The organism is Nocardia asiatica NBRC 100129, assembly GCF_000308415.1.
Lineage (GTDB): Bacteria > Actinomycetota > Actinomycetes > Mycobacteriales > Mycobacteriaceae > Nocardia > Nocardia asiatica.
Window position 1 is genome coordinate 76,606 of sequence record NZ_BAFS01000209.1, and the last position, 16,578, is coordinate 93,183.

Here is a 16,578-nt window from a genome sequence, read left to right on the forward strand (position 1 = left end):
TCCACCGGCGGCAGCGCCGCCTCGATCACTCGGCGAGCAGCTCCGCGACCAGGCGCGGCACCGCCGTGCCGATGGGTTCGCGAATGATCTCGGTGGCCATGGCGTCGTACGGCGTCGGCTCGGCGTTGACGATCACCAGGTCGGCGCCACCGCGCACCGCGATCGAGCACATCGACGCGGCGGGTTCCACCTGCAACGACGTTCCGATGGCCAGGAAGATGTCGCTGGTCTCCGCGACGAGCGCGGCCTTGGTCACGGTGCGACGGTCCATCTGCTGACCGAACATGATGGTGGCGGATTTGAGGATGCCGCCGCAGCCGGGACAGGGCGGGTCGGGTTCGCCCGCGGCCACCCGCTCCAGGGTGGCCGCCATCGAGGTCTGGTAGTCGCATTCGATGCAGACCACTTCGAACATGTTGCCGTGGATCTCGATCACCCGCTCCGGCGCGGACCCCGCCCGCTGATGAAGCCGGTCGATGTTCTGGGTGATGATGGTGACCGCCCGCCCGGCGCGCTCCAGGTCGGCGAGGGCGTTGTGGGCGGCATTGGGCACCGCCTGCCAGGCCGGATTGTCTCGCCGTGCGAGCCAGGAGCGTTCTCGAAGGGCCTCGTCGGCTACGTAGTTCTGATAGGTCGACAGCAGTTCGGCGATCGGATCCTTGGTCCACACTCCCTGCGGGCCGCGGAAATCGGGAATGCCGGAATCGGTGGAGATACCCGCGCCCGTGAGCACTCCGATCCGGCCGGTACGACTGCGCCACTCGGTCGTCATATCCGCACAGCCTAGGCGGCGGCGCGCCCGCCGGCACGGATAGACGATGAGAGATTTGTAGGGTTATCATCTCATTGTATTGAGTTCGGCCGATCAAGGGAGATCACGATGACCGCGTCCGTCGCACGCGAATCCACCGGCGCGCGAACGCTGCCGCCCCGCCGCCCGATCGAACCGGGCACGCAGATGTGGGACCAGACCGGACTGGTCACCTTCTCCCTCACCGCGGGCTCGGCCTTCCTCTTGCAGACCATGGAGCCCACCATCTCCGCCGTGGTCGACGAGTACTCCACTTTCCGCACCGATCCGATGGGCCGCGCCATGCGCAGCCTGGCGTCGGTGATGATGTGGGTCTACGGCGGCGAGGAAGCGCTCGCCGAGGCGGATAGGCTGCGCGAACTGCACGCGTCGCTGAACACCACCGACGCCGACGGGGTCCGGCACACCGCACTGTCCAGCGGCCCGTGGGCCTGGGTGCTGCACACCGGCACGTTCGCCTTCACCGAGAGCGCCAAGTACTTCGCCAAGCGCCCGCTCACCGAGGCGGACAAGGAGGCGTATTTCCAGGAGACGCTGCAGTTGTTGCGCAACTTCTCGGTGGCACCCAAGGAAATTCCCGCGAACTATGCCGAGTTCGAGAAGTTCTTCGACGACACCGTCGCGAACCATCTGGTCGCCACCGACACCGCCCGCGACTACCTGCGGGTGATCCGCTCGGTCGCGCCGCCGAAGCACCTGCCGCGCGCGCTGCGTCCGGCCTGGAAGGCGGCGGTGGCGCCGATCGGCTGGCTCCAGTACTTCGTGACGGTCGGCACCACACCCGAGGTCGCCCGGCAGAAGCTGGGCCTGACCTGGACCGAGGCCGACCAGCGCAAGTTGCGCGTGATCGGGTGGCTCATCGCGCGACTGGTGCCGCTGCTGCCCGAGCGGTTGCGCTATTTCCCGATCGCCTACGAAGCACGCCGCCTCGAACGCGACCGGCAGCGGCTGCGCAAGATGATCGACCTGCGCCCGATCTGATCTCTCGGGCGCGCCGCCGCGAAGTCCCGTCCTGTCGTCACATCCGCTGAATTCCCCGCACCCCGGTCGACTCGAGTCGACCGGGGTTGCTCGGGTTGTACGCACGATCGCGCAAGTACGTCGGATCGGCATCGCGCGGCCGCTACGGCGCCGAAGCACCACGACGGGCGGTCGCCGAGCCGAGCACAGACGTCCGCCTCCGACGGTGCGCTCCCGTACGTTTCGACAGGCGAGCGCTGCGGAACTACCGTCCGGTCCACTCCGCCGGCACGGCCGACGCCGGGACCGCAACAGCTGTGCCGCAACGGATTCGAGCCGCTGACCTGCGGCGCACGCTCGCGCGCGCACGCGATGGCACGGCGCGCCGTAACGATTCACGGCGCGCTGGTATACGTATCTCGTACCCTACGACAGCGTTTCGGCTCACACCGGCCGGACGGCCAGCACACTCATGCTCCACTCTGCACATCGAAAGGCGCTCTCCATGTCCCACAAGCCCAGTGTGCTGTTCGTCTGCGTGCACAACGCGGGCCGCTCGCAAATGGCCGCCGGGTTCCTCACCGCCCTCGCGGGTGACCGGTTCGACGTGCGGTCGGCGGGCAGCGCCCCTGCCGAGACGCTCAACGCCACCGTGGTGGACGCGATGGCCGAGATCGGCATCGACATCTCCGGCCGCACCCCCAAACCGCTCACCATGGACGCGATCGGCATCTCCGACGTGGTGGTCACCATGGGCGCGGGCGATGCCTGCCCGTTCTTCCCCGGCATCAGCTACCGCGACTGGATGCTGCCCGATCCCGCGGACCAGACCCTCGACGTGGTGCGCACCATTCGCGACCGCATCCGCATCCTGGTGGAGAACCTGATCGCCGAACTCGTCCCGGCGCCCGCGCGCTGAGCGCTGTCCGATTCGTTCAAGACGGCGCTGCGCAGCGCTGCCTACGCTGCCGGTATGACTCCCCAACTCGACGTCATCGGCATCGTCGTCCGTGACATGGCCGCCTCCATCGCCTTCTATCGCCGCCTCGGGCTCGACATCCCGCAGGGCTCCGAACAGGAAGGGCATGCCGAGGCGGCCCTGCCCAACGGTTTGCGGCTCGCGCTCGACACCGAAGCGGTCATCGCGTCGTTCCACACCGGGTGGACGCCGCCGACCGGGGCGGGCCGGCTGGGTATCGCCTTCCGATGCGCCGATCCCGCCGAAGTCGACGCCGTGTACACCGAACTCGTGGACGCCGGATACCACGGCGAGCTGAAGCCGTGGGACGCCTTCTGGGGGCAGCGCTACGCGGTGGTGCTCGACCCCGACGGCAACGGCGTCGACCTGTACGCCGCGCTCCCCACCAGCGCAGAATAGAGCCCGTTCGGGACCGCTACCCCTGAGCGAGCGGTCCGCCCGCCCACGGTCAGGTCCATCGCGCCGGTATCCGGTTCGGTGACGGCACTCGCGCTGCGAATCCTTCAGGAGCGCGCGAGAGCAATTCGCTCAGCGGCATTCCCGCCAGCGCGCGCACCTCTCGGGACAAATGCGCTTGGTCGGCGAAACCGGCAAGCGTGGCGGTGTCGGCGAGCGGTACGCCGCCGCGCGCGGAGGCAAGCGCGCGTTGCATGCGCAGCACCCTGGCCAAAGTCTTGGGGCCATAGCCGAAAGCGTCCAGGGAGCGCCGGTGCAGGGTGCGCTCGCCGAGCCCCGCCGCCTCGGCGACCGCCGCCACCGGCCAACCGGCCGTCAGCGCGCCGACCACCCGTCGCAGGAGCGAATCGGCCGGTTCGGCGCCGGCCGCGCGCCGCAGCACGATCCCTTCGAGCACTGCCGCCGGATCGTCGGCGTCCCCGAGCCGGCCGACCAGCGACCGAACCGCCGCGGACGGCCACAGTTGGGCCAGATCGACCCGCTGATCGCGTAGCTCGCGCGCGGAGACGCCGAGCAACGCAGGCGCGGTGCCCGGGAAGAATCGGACGCCGACGTACCGGCCGCCCACCGACACCCGGGGATGATGGGCGCGAGTATCCGGCCCCGCGACGACCAGCCGCCCGGCCATCCAGATCAAGTCCATGCACCCGTCGGGCAGCACCGGCAGCGCCGGGCCACGGCCATCGACGGTCTTGGTCCACAGTACGGCGCCCTCGTACCGTGACGGCCGCTCACGATAGGCGGCTACCTCGTTCACGCCGCCGACGCTACGCCGGACCACCGACAGGCGCGCCCGCTGGGCAGGCAGGGCGTTCGCGCGGCGGGAAGGGCAATCAGCGCTGCGGCGGGGCGATCGGGACGATCTCGCGCGGCACCACCCGCAGGTAGGGATCACGATGCGCCGCGGCGATCTTCGATTCCGGATCTTTGCACGCGACCGTCACGTCACTGTTCGGGGCGGAGGAGAACGTCCACACCGTCACCCATTCGGCTCCGCCGATCGTCTCGGGCTTCTTCGCCTCCGACGAACGCAGATCTTCGTTCCGACCGGAACTATCGGTCACCGTGCAGCGAATGCCGTTCGCGTCCGCCCCCCACGCCACGGGCGCCTTGATATCGAGCACCGCGTCAGCCGGCACCGGCACTTTCTTCGCATCGCCCAGCAAAATACGGATCCCGCTGTCGGCCGCCGCCTCGTCACGCGCCTCGCTCGTCGTCACCGAAGCGCTCGCGGCGGCCACCGCACTCGTCGACGTCGATTCCCCGCTCGCCGACGGTTCGTCGGAGCACCCGGATACGGTGGCGACGACCAGCGCGGGAAGCGTCATCCAGCTCAGTTTCACAGTCAGACCTCTCGTCGCGCCCGCACGCCAGGCGATTGATTCGGATCAGCCAGGCACTGAGCATGACAACGGAGAACAGGAAAATCTCGGATACACGCCGAGATATCGGCAATCAGACCGCAATCCCACGAAACCGCCCTTATGAGAATAAAATCGTGCCGGATTATCACCCCCTCGAACGATCACGAGTCAGGTCCGGGCAATCGATGTGCGGCGGAATGGTTCTCGTATCTCGGCGCGGCGGTCCGGCACCGGCTGGCTAGGATCGCACCCATCGTCCGCCGCCGCTGGGAGACCCGATGACCGCGCCCGTCCCGTTCGCGCCGATCGAGGCCGCGCTCCCCGACGGCATCGCCGACGCGTACCCTGCCCGCGCGGACGACGGTAGGGCCACCACGGCGAGACTCTCGTCGGAGTTCGCCCCGCACCGCCGCGAAAGCCGAGCCGCCGCATGGAACTGACCTACAGTGACGTGAAGGCCGCCGCCGAACGGGTAGCCGGGCTGGTCCGGCCGGTCGCCGTGGCGCAAGCCGACCATGCGGGCCAGTTGTGGTTCGCCCTGGAATTCCTGCAGTACACCGGGAGCTTCAAAGCCCGCGGCGCGCTGAACTTCCTGCGCACGCATCGAGAGAACGGCACGCTCACACCGGTGGGCGTGACGATCGCTTCCGGCGGCAATGCCGGACTCGCCTGTGCGTGGGCGGCCCGGAGCCAGGGTGTGCCCGCCACAGTGTTCTTGCCGACCACCGCGCCCCGGGTCAAGGTGGATCGCCTCGCCGCCTATGGCGCCGACGTGCGTCTGGTGGGCGCCCAATACGCCGACGCGCTGGCGGCCAGCCGCGATTTCGCCGACGCCACCGGCGCCCTGCTCTCGCACGCCTACGACAACCCCCTCATCGCGGCGGGCGCGGGCACCCTGATGACCGAGATCCACCAGCGCATCCCGGATCTCGACGCGGTTGTGGTCGCCGTCGGCGGAGGCGGGTTGTTCGCCGGGGTCGCCACCGCCGCCGCCCGCTACGGCATCCGGACCGTCGCGGTGGAGCCCACCCGCTGCCGCGCGTTGCACGCCGCGATCGCCGCCGGAGCGGTCGTCGACGTGGAGGTCGACTCGGTCGCCGCCGACTCGCTGGGCGCCCGGCGGGCCTCGGAACTGGCGCTGACGGCCGCACGGCGCTACGAAGTGGACTCGGTGCTCGTCGAGGATGCCGCGATCGTCGCGGCGCGCCGCGGTCTGTGGGCCGAACACCGCCTCGCCGTCGAGCACGCCGCGGCGACCGCCCTGGCGGCGGTACTCGGCGACGAACCCGCGTTCCGGTCCGCGCCGGGCGAGCGAGTGTGCGTGGTGCTGTGCGGAGCCAACACAGATCCCTCGGAGCTGGCCGGGTAGGACCGTCCGCCACGCCGTGTGACGGTTCATCGACGTATTTCCGACGAATCGGACGACACGGCGTTAGGCTCGCTGTCGTCTTCGATCCCGACGGAAGGCACAGCATGGCGCATACCTCCCATATGGTTCCCATCGGCACCCCGCTACCCGACTTCTCCCTCCCCGATCTCGACCAGCGGATCTACTCCAGGGACGACTTCGCGGACGGACCGGGTCTGCTGGTCGTCTTCGCCTGCAACCACTGCCCGTACGTCAAGCACATCGAGGCGGCGCTCGGCGAGCTGGTCGACTCGCTGCCGTCCATGCCCACCGTGGCGATCTGCACCAACGACGCGACCGCCTACCCGGACGACGCGCCGTTGCGGCTGCGCGACCAGGCGATCCGCGCGGGGTGGACCTTTCCCTACCTCGTAGACGAAGCCCAAGAGGTGGGGCGGGCCTTCCGCGCCGCGTGCACCCCCGACTTCTTCCTCTACGACGCGAACCTCGAACTGGCCTACCGCGGCGCCTTCGACGAATCGACGCCCGGTAACGGGAAACCACTCACCGGCGACGACTTGCGCACGGCCGTCGAAGCCGTACTCGCGGGCGGGCCCGCCCCCGAACCGCACCGGCCCAGCATGGGTTGCTCGATCAAGTGGCGCGACGCCTGAGCCCCTTCCCGCGTTCGCGCACGCGCCGAAGCGCGGTGCGCCAAGCCAACTGCGGCACCGCGGCCGACCACCGGGCGAACTCGCCGAGATTGCCCGGTTCCACCACGGTGCGGGCCTGTCGCGCGGTGGCGGCCAGCCGGACGGCGCGCGTTGCCTTGCTGACGTGGCCCGCGTCGAGGGCGGTCATCCCCGGATAGGTCACGATCGCGACCCGCACCGGCTTGTCCAGCACGCGACCCTCGGATTCAGTCATCGTCCACCCCGTTCGCCGAACTCTGCGAGAAGAGAAGATAACAAGCGTTTCATTGTGTCGAATCGGTGTCAATCGCCGCCGGGAGCGCCATGATGTGTGCGGCGGAGCAACCCCGCCGTGTTCCGAGAAAGGACTGCCGGTGACCGATTCAGCTGACCCGGGCTCGGTCGCGCGTCGTTATGTCGAGGCGGTCGGCGCGCAGGATTGGCAGACCGTCGCGGACTGCTGGCGGCCCGGCGCGCTCGACGTGTTCGTCGGCGTCGCCGATCTGCGCGCGCCCGGGGAGATCGTGGCGTTCTTCCGCGATGTGCACGCCGCGGTGCCCGACCTGACGGTGCACATCCTGTCGGTCACGGCGCAGGACGAGCGCGCCGTGGTGCACTGGCGGATGCGCGGCCGGTTCGACGGCACCGTGCCGCTGATCGGGTTGGCGCCGAACGGAAGACCGCTCGACCTGCTCGGCACCGACGTGTTCGTGGTGCGCGAGGGGCTGATCGAGTCGAACACCGCGATCGTCAACGGACTCGAACTAGCCCGGCAGCTCGCCGTGCTGCCCCCGCAGCACTCGATCGGCGAACGAGTGCTGTTCGGTCTGGCCAATTCGATTGCCCCACTGAGCAAAGCGCTCCGCGCGCGCAACCGTCCCCGACGATGATCCGGTGCTGCCGAACCGGCCGCGGTCCGGCACACTGTTCGGCGACACCGGGGATCGAAAGGGGTGGACGTTGGCGACGATCGTCCTCGTACACGGCATCGCGCAGGAACAAGAATCGGCCGATACCTTGGAGGCGCGCTGGTTGCCCGGACTCGCGGGCGGGGTGCGCAATCACGGCGCCCCGGCGCTCGCGGATCGCCTGTGGCGCAATGGTTCACCCGGTGACGTGTCGACCCGCATGGCGTTCTACGGCAATCGGTTCCTGGTCGAAGGCGCGCAAGGCACGGGCGCCGAACTCGATGAGGCGCAGCTGGACCTGATGGAGCAGCTCGCCGCCGAATGGCTGGCGACCGCCGCGGCACACGCGGGCGACGAGCGGGACCGGGCGACCGCGCGCCGCCTCGGCACCGCCCCGCCACCCGGCGCGGTGGCGCAGGGAACGCAGGCGAGGCTGCGGCCGGCGCTCAACGCGCTGATGCGGTTGCGATGGTTCGCGCCGTTCGGCTTCGGGTTGGCGCAGAAGTTCGTCATTCGCGCCCTGTCGCAGGTCGCCCGCTACTTCACCGACGACGACGTGCGCGAGTACGCCCAGCGGCAGGTGCTCGACCAGATCGGCCCCGGCACCCGCTTGGTCGTCGCGCATTCGCTCGGCAGCGTGGTGGCCTACGAGGCCCTGCACCGCACCGACCACCCCGTGACCCTGCTGACCATGGGTTCGCCGCTGGGCCTGCGCACGGTCGTCTACGACCGGCTGCGCCCGCAGCCCAGCACCGTGCCGAAAGCGGTGACGTGCTGGCACAACCTGGTGGACGAGGACGATCTCGTCGCGGCGCACCTGGATCTCACGCCGTTCTTCCCGCCCTGCCCCGGCGGTGCTGTCGTTCCGGTCACCGAGCAGCACTTCGACAACGGCGCGTCGCCGCACGACTCGACCAGCTATCTGATCAAGGCGGTCACCGGCGGCATCGTCGCGAAAGCGCTCGAACACTAGACCTGGCCCGCCCCGCGCCCGACTACCGAACGCTCTGCGCCAGATGGGCTTTCGCGTCCTCGTAATCCCCTGCGGGCGCCGCCTCGTCGCGGGTGTAGACCAGGTGCAGCACGCCGGTGTCGAAGGTCTGCGAGGACAGCAGGCGCAGCGCGACCGTGGGTGCGCCGTCCTGGAACAGGCGCTCGCCCTTACCGACCGCGATCGGGTGCACCAGCAGGTGCAGCTCGTCCAACAGTCCGGCGGCCAGCAGTTGACGGACGACCGAGACCGAACCGCTCATGCCGATGTCCCCGCCCGGTTCGTTCTTCAACGCCGTCACCGCTTCGATCAGGTCGCCGCGCAGCGCTTCGGAGTTGCGCCAGGTGAAGTCGAGATCCTGGCGGGTCACCACGATCTTGCGCGCGTCGCCCAACTTCTCGGCGAACGCCGCGTCCGCACCGCCCGCCGCCTCGCGCTCCGGCCAGGCGCCCGCGAAACTGTCATAGGTCACGCGGCCCAGCAGCAGGGTGTCGGCGGCGCCGAGCTGGGCATCGACCGCCGCGCCCATGGCGTCGTCGAAGTACGGGAAGTGCCAGTCCTGCGGGTCTTCCACGACGCCGTCGAGCGCGATGAACAGACCTGCGGTGATTTTCCTCATGTGCGTTGCTCCTGGTTCAGATGGCGATGTGGTCGCTAGATCCGACGGGACGGCGCACGAGAACTCATCGGTCGTCCGCACGATGCGGCTTCGCCCGTAGCGCGCAGCTACCCGGCTCGGTTCGCACCCGAGCCGTGGAAGGCCGCCCGGTAGCTGTGCGGACTCGTCCCGACCACCCGTTTGAAGCGATCGCGGAACGCGGTCGGCGAACCGAACCCGACCTGGCCCGCGATCCGGTCGACGGGGTGACTGGTGGCTTCGAGCAGATGCTGGGCCTGCCGGATGCGCGCACGCAGCAGCCACTGCAACGGCGTCGTCCCGGTGTGCTCGCGGAAGCGTCGGTTGAGCGTTCGGGTGCTCATCCCGGCATGGGCGGCGATGTCGTCGAGGGACAGGTCCCGCGCGCAGTTGTCCTGGATCCACCGCAACACCGGCTCCAACGCCGAACCGCGCGGCGTCGGCGGCTGGTCGTGCACGATGAACTGCGCCTGCCCGCCTTCTCGCTCCAGCGGGACGACGGATTTCCGCGCCGCGTCGGCCGCGACCGCCGAGCCGTAGTCCTTACGGACCATGTGCAGGCACATGTCGATGCCCGCCGCCGCGCCCGCCGAGGTGAGCAGCGAGCCGTTGTCCACGTACAGCACGTCCGGGTCCACGTCGATGTCCGGGTGCCGGGCCGCGAGCGCCGCGGCGGCGAGCCAGTGCGTGGTCGCGCGGTGACCGTCCAGCAATCCGGTCGCGGCCAGGATGAAGGCGCCGGAGCAGATCGACGCGATGCGGGTGCCCGCGGCCGCCGCCCGGCGCAGCGCGTCGATCACTTCGTCCGGCACCGGCAGGCCCGGGTCGGCGCAGCCCGGCAGGACGATCGTGTCCGCCTCGGCCAGCGCGTCGAGGCCGCGCGGGGCGCGCAGCGTGAACACTCCGGCGTCGACCGCCGGTGCGCACGCGCAGACCAGCACGCGGTAGGCGGGCCTGCCGTCGGGCAGCCGCGTGCGTCCGAACACCTCCACCGGCGTGCCCAGATCGAAGGCGATCACCTGGTCCAGAGCGAGTACGACCACGGTGTGCATGGCGATAGCGTAGTAGGCCGGTCGTTTCCCGCCAATGCGATGAGCTGCGGATCTGGCAGATATAGGCGGTTAACGAGAATGGCGAGAATTGATCGGTATATGGCACTTTCGCCAATTCCGGCGGCCCGCCGTCCTGGCTAGTGTCGACCGCCGTGACGAAGTTCCTGCTCTCGGTCCACGTGCTCGCCGCGATCATCGCCGTCGGCCCCGTAACGGTGGCGGCCAGCATGTTTCCCGCCACCACCCGCCGCGCCCTCGCCGAGCCCGGCACCGGCCACAATCCCGCCGTCCTCGGCACGCTGCATCGCATCTGCCGGGTCTACGCCCTGCTCGGCCTCGTCGTCCCGGTCTTCGGTCTGCTCACCGCGCTCAGCCTCGGCGTGCTCGGCGACACCTGGCTGGTGGTGTCGATCGGACTGACCGCCGCCGCGGCGGGTGTGCTCGGACTGCTCGTGCTGCCCGGGCAGCAGAAGGTGCTGGCCGACCTCACCGGGACCACCCCCACGCTGATCCGCCGCCTCGCCATGGACGCCGGTGTGTTCAACCTGCTGTGGGCGGTGGTCACCGTCCTGATGATCGTCCGGCCGGGTTCGACGACCGGAGCGTGAGGTTCAGTCGGGCAGGTAACGGACCTCCATCGTGCGGTCGCGAACGATCATGATGGGGCAGGCCACCGACAGCAGCAGCGCCTGGCTGGTCGAACCGAACAGCATGCCGGCGAACCCGCCGCGGCCCCGGCTACCGACCACGAGCAACTGGGCCTGCTCGGAACGTTCGAGCAGGCAGCGCTCGGGCCGGTCGGTGACGATCTCGCGCCGGATCTCCACCTCGGGGAACCGCTCCTGCCAGCCGGCCAGGCTTTCCGCGAGCACGATCTGTTTCTCGGCGTCGGCCGCGTGTTCGGCGGTCGCCGCGCCGAGCTCGACGCCGGTCCACACATGCAGCGCCAGCAGCCGCACATTCCGCGCCGAGGCCTCGTGCAGCGCCGCTTCGATGGCGGGCTCGCTGACCTCGGTGCCGTCCACCCCCACGATGACCTGCTGTTTCCTGGCTTCCGCGGTGAGCGGCGCCCCCTCCCGGACCACGACCACCGGGCAGCGCGCCCGCCGCGCCAGCGCAGCGCTCACCGATCCGAGCAGGGCGCGCCGCACGGTGCCGCGCTCGCGGGTGCCGACGACCATCATCCGCGCCGCGCCGGTGCGATCCAGCAGCGCCGGACCGACCGGCTCGTGCACCAGTTCGGTGCTGACCTCGATGTCCGGCAAAGGCCGGACCGCGATCTGCGCTTCCTCGCGCGCGGTGTCCAGCACCCAGCGGCCGTGCCCCTCCAGCCGCGCGTAGTCGGTGCTGGTGAGCGGTTCGGTCACGCCGGGGCCGTAGTCGGCGACCGGATCGAGGACGTGCACCAGACGCAGCGGCGCCCGGTGCTGCGCGGCGGCCTGCGCTCCCCACGCGACCGCCGCCGCGGAGCCGGCGGACCCGTCCACACCGACGACGATCGGGGCGTTGCTTCGCATGCTCACTTCCTCTCCGGACGACAGACCCAACTCGGCCGCGAAAGCGTCCGATCACCACGGGGCTGCGCTGACGCCGGCGTCAACCGCCGAGAACGGCGCAGGCGTAGCCGAGATGGACGCCTTCACCGACCCGGAGGTCGATGCTCGCCACGTAGGGCGCGTAGGGTTCCTGCACCACGCTGATCGTGTGCGGTCCCTGCGTGGCGGGCACCCAATCGATCAAAGCGACCCCGCCGGAGGGCCGAACCACGCCGAACGGAACACCGTTGTCGTAGAACACGACCGGGGCGACGACATCGGTCACGGTGGCTCGCGCGGTGTACAGGCAGCCCGTCCCGTAGTTCGTCGCCATACCGAAGTTGACGCCGGGATACATTCCGACCTGGGTCACCGTCGCTCCGGCCGAGGGCGGTTCGCCCATCGTGATCGCCGCGACGGCTCCGATCGCCGCCGCTACCGCACCACCTCGTCTGCGCATCGAGTAGGTCCTATCGTGAGTCGCTCTTCGTCGAACGGACACCGGTCACGCGCACCGGCGCGACCACTAGATCCTCACTCCGGCATGGCCTCGGCGGGGCGCGAACCGCCGAATCTCGATCGCATCGGCACATTCGGCTCCGCCTGGCCGGTCGTGTCGGCCCCACGTGATTGTGTGTCCGGAGGTCTTCCTGAGAGCGACGGAGGTGCGGCTTGGTAGCGATCGATTTCGAGCGGAAGGTGCGCGGACCGAGGCCGGCGCCGGTCGGGCGTTCGGTCGCGGCGCAGGGGCTCGGTGGCGTGCCGCCGACGGCGCTGGTGCTAACGGGCATCGTCAGCGTGCAGGTGGGCGCGGCGGTGGCGAAACAACTGTTCTCGACGACCGGCGCGGCCGGGGCGGTCATGCTGCGGCTGGTCTTCGCCGGAATCGTCCTGCTGGTGATCTGGCGCTCGTCACTGCGGGTGGCGCGGGGTGCGCTGCCGGTGGTACTCGGGTACGGGGCGGTGCTCGCGCTGATGAATCTCTCGTTCTACGCGGCGATCGACCGGATTCCGCTCGGCATGGCGGTGACCATCGAATTCCTCGGACCGCTGACCGTCGCGCTGGCCGGATCGCGGCGCTGGATCGATCCGCTGTGGGCAGTGCTCGCCGGATCCGGGGTACTGCTGCTCACCCGAGCCGACGGCGACGTGGACTGGGTCGGAGTGCTGTTCGCGCTGGCCGCCGCCGCGTGCTGGGCGGGTTACATCCTGCTCAGCGCCGCGCTCGGCGAGCGGACCAGCGGTGGCGGCGGGCTGGCGCTGGCCATGGCTTTCGGCGGGCTGATCATGCTGCCGGTCGGCGTCGTCGACGCGGGCGCCGCGCTGTTGCAGCCCGCGGTGCTCGCCACCGGATTCGCGGTGGCGCTGCTGTCGTCGGTGCTGCCGTATTCGGTGGAGCTGGAAGCGCTGCGACGGATTCCGCCTCGCGTCTTCGGAGTGCTGATGAGCCTGGAGCCCGCGGTGGCGGCGATCGCGGGATTGTTCGTCCTCGGCCAGGTCATGAACCTCGGGCAGTGGGCGGGCGTGGCGTGCGTGGTCGCGGCCTCGGCGGGGGCCACGCGAACCGAGGCGCAGGATTGAACCGCCGTTCGGGCGCGGATCTGCCCTTCAGCGCTGCTGCCGGGGCACACCCGGCTGCCCGCTGTCCCGGTGCTCGGGACGAGCGGTCTCGGTGTCGTCGGCGATCAAGCTGCCGAGCAGGGCGAGAGAGCGCTCGGAGGGCGATCCCGGTTCCGCGTGATAGGCGATGAGCAACTGGCCCGGCGCGCCGTTGACGCTGAACGTCTCGTAGGACAGCGTCAGATCTCCGACCATGGGATTACGGAACTGTTTGACGCCAGCGGTCTTCGCCCGGACGTCGTGGCGCGCCCACAACTGCCGGAACTCCTCGCTCTTCAGCGACAGCTCCCCCACCAATTCGGTCAAGCGCGGATCGTCCAGGTCGGCGCCCGCGGTCGCCCGCAGGCTCGCCACGGTGTCGGCCGCGATGGTCGGCCAATCGGCGTAGAGATCGCGCGCCTCGGGATCGAGAAAGACCATGCGCACCTGGTTGACGCCCGGCACAGAGCACGAGTTGACCGCCGCCGCCAGCGGATTCGCCGCCAGCACGTCCAGGTGTCTGCCCAGCACCAGCGCGGGCGTATTCGACCACGCGTTCATCAGGCGCACCAGCCCCGGCGCTACCCGCTCCGGCCGTCGCTGCGCCCGGGCCCGCTTGACCGTGGGCCGCGCCAGCTCCCGCAAGTGCGCCGTGCCCTGCTCGTCCAGTGCGAACACGCGCGCCAGCGCGGCGATGACCTGTTCGGAGGGATGCCGGTCACGGCCCTGTTCCAGGCGCACGTAATAGTCGGCGCTCACCCCAGCCAGCAGGGCGATCTCCTCCCGGCGCAGTCCGGCGACCCGCCGCTGACCGCCGCCGGACAACCCGAAATCCTCCGGCCGGACCAGCTGGCGGCGCGCCCGCAGGAACGCGCCCAGTCGATTGTCGGACTCCATGATCCGAGCCTAAATGAGCGGCCGCGCGCCTGGGTGGCCCCGCGACTACCAGGAAGTCCGCAGCCTGTCAGGCGGGCGAGCGGAGGCGCAACGTAGTGGACATGACGAACAACAACCTCACCGGCCGCGTCGCGGTCGTCACCGGAGCATCGAGTGGAATCGGCGCCGCGACCGCGCGGCAGCTCGCCCAGGGCGGCGCCAAGGTCGCCCTGCTGGGCAGGCGCAAGGATCGCATCGAAGACCTCGCCGCCGAGATCGGCGGGGATGCGCTCGCGGTGGTCGCCGACGTCGCCGACCGGCAGTCCGCGCGGGACGCCGCCGCCACGGTGCGGGCCGCGTTCGGGCCCGTCGACCTGGTCGTCGCGAACGCGGGCGTGATGCTCGCCGCGCCGTTCGAGTCCGCGCTCACCGACGAGTGGGACCAGATGGTCGGCACCAATATCAACGGTCTGCTCTACACCGCCAGGGCGTTCATCGATGACCTGCTCGCGGCCGCGGCCGAGGGCGGGCAAGCGGATCTGGTGCTGGTCGGCTCGATCGGCGGCCACACGGTCTTCCCCAACTACGCCGTGTACACCGCCACCAAGGCCGCGGTCGCGCACCTGACCCGCAACCTGCGAGCCGAGTTCGGGCCGCGCGGCGTGCGGGTCAAGAACATCGAGCCGGGCTTCGTCGGCACCGAACTCGGCGCGGGGATGCGGGACGAGCAGCAGCGCGCCGGGCTGGAACAGTGGCGCACGGCGATCAAGATCCTGGAACCCGGCGACATCGCCGCCGCGATCACCTACACGGTCGGGGTGCCCGAGCACGTGAACATCGCCGAACTCGTCGTCGTCCCGACCCAGCAGGGCTGATCACCGGCTCATCTGCTCGGAAGTCCGGCGGATGACCGACGTCGCCCCCGGTGTCGCGCCGCGCCCGGCCCGAAGACGCCTCTGAAGGCCGGGACGCGGCGCGCACCTGGGCGATATCCCCTCCGGTGCCGGGCACGCGCGCACGGCAACCTGGTGAGCGGTCGTCCGGGGTGCCTACGCTCGGCTGCGGAACCCAGGCGCCTAGCCGAGGTCCGCCCAACCCGGCCAAGGCCGCATGCCCTCGTCGCCGCGGATGTACGCGAGGCGGCACAGCGCCTGCCGCTGGTAGGTCGGGTCCACGGCGGCGGCCCGCATGGACCGCAGGGCCATCTTGAACTCCTGGATGTCGCGCAAAAGGTAGAAGCCGTCCCAGCGCATCACGTCGCGGCCGTACCCGCCGCAGAATTCGGCGTACTGCTCGGCGGTGATCTTGCGGGCGGTCCAGCACTCGATCGCGGCCTGCACCAGATCCCACTCCGGCGGGCCGATCATCGCCCCTGCCATGCCGACCAGGATCACGTCTCCGTCGTCACCGACCACCACGCTCCGGCCCCAGTCGGCGCCTTGCACCACCGACCAGGGCAGGCCCGCCGGGAGCGTCTTCCAGCGGCCGCGCAATTCCTCCAAGTGTTTGTGCAGCCATCGCCGGTCGTCCTCGGACACGGTCCGCGCGGCGGCGATCTCCTGCTCCACCCGCGCCAGAGGCGCCATCCGGCGCAGCTCGAACCCGGGCAGCGGCAACCGGTGCAGTTGCCCCAGCGCCCGGGCCACTTCGGCAGGCGTGCCGGGATGATGCGGCGGCAGGTCCTGCCAGAAAGTCACCGGGCACCCGTCGACCACCACCGGCTGCGGGATGTCGGGGACCAGACGCGCCGCCGAAACCCCACAGGTCTCCAGCCATCGAGCCACGGCGACTTCCCGCCCGGTCACCAGCTTTTGCCCGCGCTCGCCGATCCGCACGACGATCCCGTCGCGCAGCCGGTAGACGCCCTGCGTCCCCGCTGGCTCGGCATCGCCGACATCGATGCCGACACTCACGCACGCGGCACGCAGAATCGACCGCATCCCGTCACCCGCTATCCCTGCGGTCATGTCAGCCTCCCAAGCCCCGCGCTCCCCTCTCGGGAGCAGAAACGCATCTCGGCTTCGAGCGTCATAACAGCCATCCAGATACCGGGGGGCTAACACCCCATTTTGCCTGCTCAGTGGACATTACCCCGGCAATTCCACAGCAATCAGCAACCAAACAGAATCCGCCCACTTCGCCCGAATTGCCGCTTTGTCCGACTGAGTCGATAGCCCCCGGGGCACTCCCGAACGGGCGTCTGCGAGCGAAGGGGAAGAAGAAGCGGGCTGCGCACTGGGGGCGTACGTCAACGACGGAAGGGCCAGCGCGCGTACAACTGGAGCTGCCGGGAATCGAACCCCGGATCAGACCCCTGACAGGGGTAGCGATCCGGGCTCCACCCGCGAAAAGACATCACTGTGATTCACG

General features: G+C 70.0%; 21 protein-coding genes. 11 read left to right on the plus strand and 10 right to left on the minus strand.

What is annotated here, in order from left to right; translation table 11 throughout:
- Positions 1-25: 25 nt before the first annotated feature.
- Positions 26-772: an SIR2 family NAD-dependent protein deacylase gene (locus ON27_RS20345; protein WP_043729895.1), complete on the minus strand. Its 747-nt coding sequence runs from the start codon at positions 770-772 to the stop codon at positions 26-28.
- A 108-nt stretch (positions 773-880) separates the two neighbouring features.
- On the opposite strand from ON27_RS20345, the gene ON27_RS20350 reads away from it, so the two are divergent.
- The 3 genes from ON27_RS20350 to ON27_RS20360 all read left to right on the plus strand — a co-directional run bounded on the left by ON27_RS20350 (position 881) and on the right by ON27_RS20360 (position 3,149).
- Positions 881-1,792, plus strand: coding sequence for an oxygenase MpaB family protein (locus ON27_RS20350; protein WP_043729897.1), 912 nt, complete (start codon positions 881-883; stop codon positions 1,790-1,792).
- A 484-nt stretch (positions 1,793-2,276) separates the two neighbouring features.
- Positions 2,277-2,690, plus strand: a complete 414-nt coding sequence (locus tag ON27_RS20355; protein ID WP_043729899.1) for an arsenate reductase ArsC — start codon at positions 2,277-2,279, stop codon at positions 2,688-2,690.
- A gap of 54 nt (positions 2,691-2,744) precedes the next feature.
- Complete coding sequence (locus ON27_RS20360) at positions 2,745-3,149, plus strand: VOC family protein (protein ID WP_043729902.1); 405 nt, start codon at positions 2,745-2,747, stop codon at positions 3,147-3,149.
- A gap of 49 nt (positions 3,150-3,198) precedes the next feature.
- On the opposite strand, the gene ON27_RS20365 is transcribed toward ON27_RS20360, so the two are convergent.
- Complete coding sequence (locus ON27_RS20365) at positions 3,199-3,963, minus strand: helix-turn-helix domain-containing protein (protein ID WP_051046809.1); 765 nt, start codon at positions 3,961-3,963, stop codon at positions 3,199-3,201.
- Between the two features lie 76 nt (positions 3,964-4,039).
- Entirely contained in the window at positions 4,040-4,447 is a 408-nt protein-coding gene (locus ON27_RS20370; RefSeq protein WP_157227255.1) for a hypothetical protein, read from the minus strand.
- A gap of 401 nt (positions 4,448-4,848) precedes the next feature.
- Between ON27_RS20370 and ON27_RS42970 the strand changes: the two genes are divergently transcribed.
- The 3 genes from ON27_RS42970 (at position 4,849) to ON27_RS20380 (ending at position 6,592) form a co-directional block, all read left to right on the plus strand.
- Positions 4,849-5,010 (plus strand): hypothetical protein, encoded by a 162-nt coding sequence (locus ON27_RS42970; RefSeq protein WP_157227256.1) that lies wholly within the window; start codon positions 4,849-4,851, stop codon positions 5,008-5,010.
- Positions 5,001-5,939 carry a serine/threonine dehydratase gene (locus tag ON27_RS20375; protein ID WP_043729908.1) on the plus strand — a complete coding sequence of 313 codons (939 nt, stop codon included), beginning with the start codon at positions 5,001-5,003 and terminating at the stop codon, positions 5,937-5,939. The genes ON27_RS42970 and ON27_RS20375 overlap by 10 nt, the downstream gene beginning before the upstream one ends.
- Before the next feature lie 104 nt (positions 5,940-6,043).
- Positions 6,044-6,592, plus strand: coding sequence for a thioredoxin family protein (locus ON27_RS20380; RefSeq protein ID WP_043729912.1), 549 nt, complete (start codon positions 6,044-6,046; stop codon positions 6,590-6,592).
- On the opposite strand, the gene ON27_RS20385 is transcribed toward ON27_RS20380, so the two are convergent.
- Positions 6,573-6,845, minus strand: coding sequence for a hypothetical protein (locus ON27_RS20385; RefSeq protein WP_043729915.1), 273 nt, complete (start codon positions 6,843-6,845; stop codon positions 6,573-6,575). The two genes, ON27_RS20380 and ON27_RS20385, sit on opposite strands and share 20 nt — an antisense overlap.
- A 139-nt stretch (positions 6,846-6,984) precedes the next feature.
- Between ON27_RS20385 and ON27_RS39965 the strand changes: the two genes are divergently transcribed.
- Entirely contained in the window at positions 6,985-7,500 is a 516-nt protein-coding gene (locus ON27_RS39965; protein WP_051046810.1) for an ester cyclase, read from the plus strand.
- A gap of 4 nt (positions 7,501-7,504) precedes the next feature.
- Positions 7,505-8,491: a hypothetical protein gene (locus ON27_RS20395; protein ID WP_245560024.1), complete on the plus strand. Its 987-nt coding sequence runs from the start codon at positions 7,505-7,507 to the stop codon at positions 8,489-8,491.
- A gap of 22 nt (positions 8,492-8,513) precedes the next feature.
- Here the strand turns inward: ON27_RS20395 and ON27_RS20400 are convergent, their stop codons facing one another.
- On the minus strand, positions 8,514-9,128 hold the full coding sequence (locus tag ON27_RS20400) for a dihydrofolate reductase family protein (protein WP_043729917.1): 615 nt from the start codon (positions 9,126-9,128) through the stop codon (positions 8,514-8,516).
- A gap of 107 nt (positions 9,129-9,235) precedes the next feature.
- Positions 9,236-10,198: a GlxA family transcriptional regulator gene (locus tag ON27_RS20405; protein WP_043729921.1), complete on the minus strand. Its 963-nt coding sequence runs from the start codon at positions 10,196-10,198 to the stop codon at positions 9,236-9,238.
- 152 nt (positions 10,199-10,350) lie between these two features.
- On the opposite strand from ON27_RS20405, the gene ON27_RS20410 reads away from it, so the two are divergent.
- A complete protein-coding gene (locus ON27_RS20410) occupies positions 10,351-10,806 on the plus strand; it encodes a hypothetical protein (RefSeq protein WP_043730043.1) in 456 nt (151 codons plus the stop codon).
- 3 nt (positions 10,807-10,809) lie between these two features.
- Here ON27_RS20410 and ON27_RS20415 read toward each other — a convergent pair whose 3' ends face one another.
- Together ON27_RS20415 and ON27_RS20420 are read right to left on the minus strand one after the other, a co-directional pair.
- A complete protein-coding gene (locus ON27_RS20415; RefSeq protein ID WP_043729924.1) occupies positions 10,810-11,715 on the minus strand; it encodes a universal stress protein in 906 nt (301 codons plus the stop codon).
- A gap of 79 nt (positions 11,716-11,794) precedes the next feature.
- Positions 11,795-12,193 carry a hypothetical protein gene (locus tag ON27_RS20420; RefSeq protein ID WP_043729926.1) on the minus strand — a complete coding sequence of 133 codons (399 nt, stop codon included), beginning with the start codon at positions 12,191-12,193 and terminating at the stop codon, positions 11,795-11,797.
- 212 nt (positions 12,194-12,405) lie between these two features.
- On the opposite strand from ON27_RS20420, the gene ON27_RS20425 reads away from it, so the two are divergent.
- Entirely contained in the window at positions 12,406-13,314 is a 909-nt protein-coding gene (locus ON27_RS20425; RefSeq protein ID WP_051046811.1) for an EamA family transporter, read from the plus strand.
- Positions 13,315-13,341: 27 nt separating this feature from the next.
- Here the strand turns inward: ON27_RS20425 and ON27_RS20430 are convergent, their stop codons facing one another.
- Positions 13,342-14,229, minus strand: a complete 888-nt coding sequence (locus tag ON27_RS20430) for a helix-turn-helix transcriptional regulator (RefSeq protein ID WP_043729929.1) — start codon at positions 14,227-14,229, stop codon at positions 13,342-13,344.
- A 101-nt stretch (positions 14,230-14,330) separates the two neighbouring features.
- Here ON27_RS20430 and ON27_RS20435 point away from each other — a divergent pair, with 101 nt between their 5' ends.
- Positions 14,331-15,083 carry an SDR family oxidoreductase gene (locus ON27_RS20435; protein ID WP_043730048.1) on the plus strand — a complete coding sequence of 251 codons (753 nt, stop codon included), beginning with the start codon at positions 14,331-14,333 and terminating at the stop codon, positions 15,081-15,083.
- A gap of 201 nt (positions 15,084-15,284) precedes the next feature.
- Here ON27_RS20435 and ON27_RS20440 read toward each other — a convergent pair whose 3' ends face one another.
- Positions 15,285-16,175, minus strand: a complete 891-nt coding sequence (locus ON27_RS20440; RefSeq protein ID WP_043729931.1) for a phosphotransferase — start codon at positions 16,173-16,175, stop codon at positions 15,285-15,287.
- Positions 16,176-16,578: the final 403 nt, after the last annotated feature.

What these genes read in the sequence shown, in the direction of transcription:
- ON27_RS20345 (WP_043729895.1), bottom strand. Translation starts at nt 772, where the DNA reads ATGACGACCGAGTGGCGCAGTCGTACCGGCCGGATCGGAGTGCTCACG.
- ON27_RS20350 (WP_043729897.1), top strand. Translation starts at nt 881, where the DNA reads ATGACCGCGTCCGTCGCACGCGAATCCACCGGCGCGCGAACGCTGCCG.
- ON27_RS20355 (WP_043729899.1), top strand. Translation starts at nt 2,277, where the DNA reads ATGTCCCACAAGCCCAGTGTGCTGTTCGTCTGCGTGCACAACGCGGGC.
- ON27_RS20360 (WP_043729902.1), top strand. Translation starts at nt 2,745, where the DNA reads ATGACTCCCCAACTCGACGTCATCGGCATCGTCGTCCGTGACATGGCC.
- ON27_RS42970 (WP_157227256.1), top strand. Translation starts at nt 4,849, where the DNA reads ATGACCGCGCCCGTCCCGTTCGCGCCGATCGAGGCCGCGCTCCCCGAC.
- ON27_RS20375 (WP_043729908.1), top strand. Translation starts at nt 5,001, where the DNA reads ATGGAACTGACCTACAGTGACGTGAAGGCCGCCGCCGAACGGGTAGCC.
- ON27_RS20380 (WP_043729912.1), top strand. Translation starts at nt 6,044, where the DNA reads ATGGCGCATACCTCCCATATGGTTCCCATCGGCACCCCGCTACCCGAC.
- ON27_RS20385 (WP_043729915.1), bottom strand. Translation starts at nt 6,845, where the DNA reads ATGACTGAATCCGAGGGTCGCGTGCTGGACAAGCCGGTGCGGGTCGCG.
- ON27_RS20400 (WP_043729917.1), bottom strand. Translation starts at nt 9,128, where the DNA reads ATGAGGAAAATCACCGCAGGTCTGTTCATCGCGCTCGACGGCGTCGTG.
- ON27_RS20405 (WP_043729921.1), bottom strand. Translation starts at nt 10,198, where the DNA reads ATGCACACCGTGGTCGTACTCGCTCTGGACCAGGTGATCGCCTTCGAT.
- ON27_RS20415 (WP_043729924.1), bottom strand. Translation starts at nt 11,715, where the DNA reads ATGCGAAGCAACGCCCCGATCGTCGTCGGTGTGGACGGGTCCGCCGGC.
- ON27_RS20420 (WP_043729926.1), bottom strand. Translation starts at nt 12,193, where the DNA reads ATGCGCAGACGAGGTGGTGCGGTAGCGGCGGCGATCGGAGCCGTCGCG.
- ON27_RS20430 (WP_043729929.1), bottom strand. Translation starts at nt 14,229, where the DNA reads ATGGAGTCCGACAATCGACTGGGCGCGTTCCTGCGGGCGCGCCGCCAG.
- ON27_RS20435 (WP_043730048.1), top strand. Translation starts at nt 14,331, where the DNA reads ATGACGAACAACAACCTCACCGGCCGCGTCGCGGTCGTCACCGGAGCA.
- ON27_RS20440 (WP_043729931.1), bottom strand. Translation starts at nt 16,175, where the DNA reads ATGACCGCAGGGATAGCGGGTGACGGGATGCGGTCGATTCTGCGTGCC.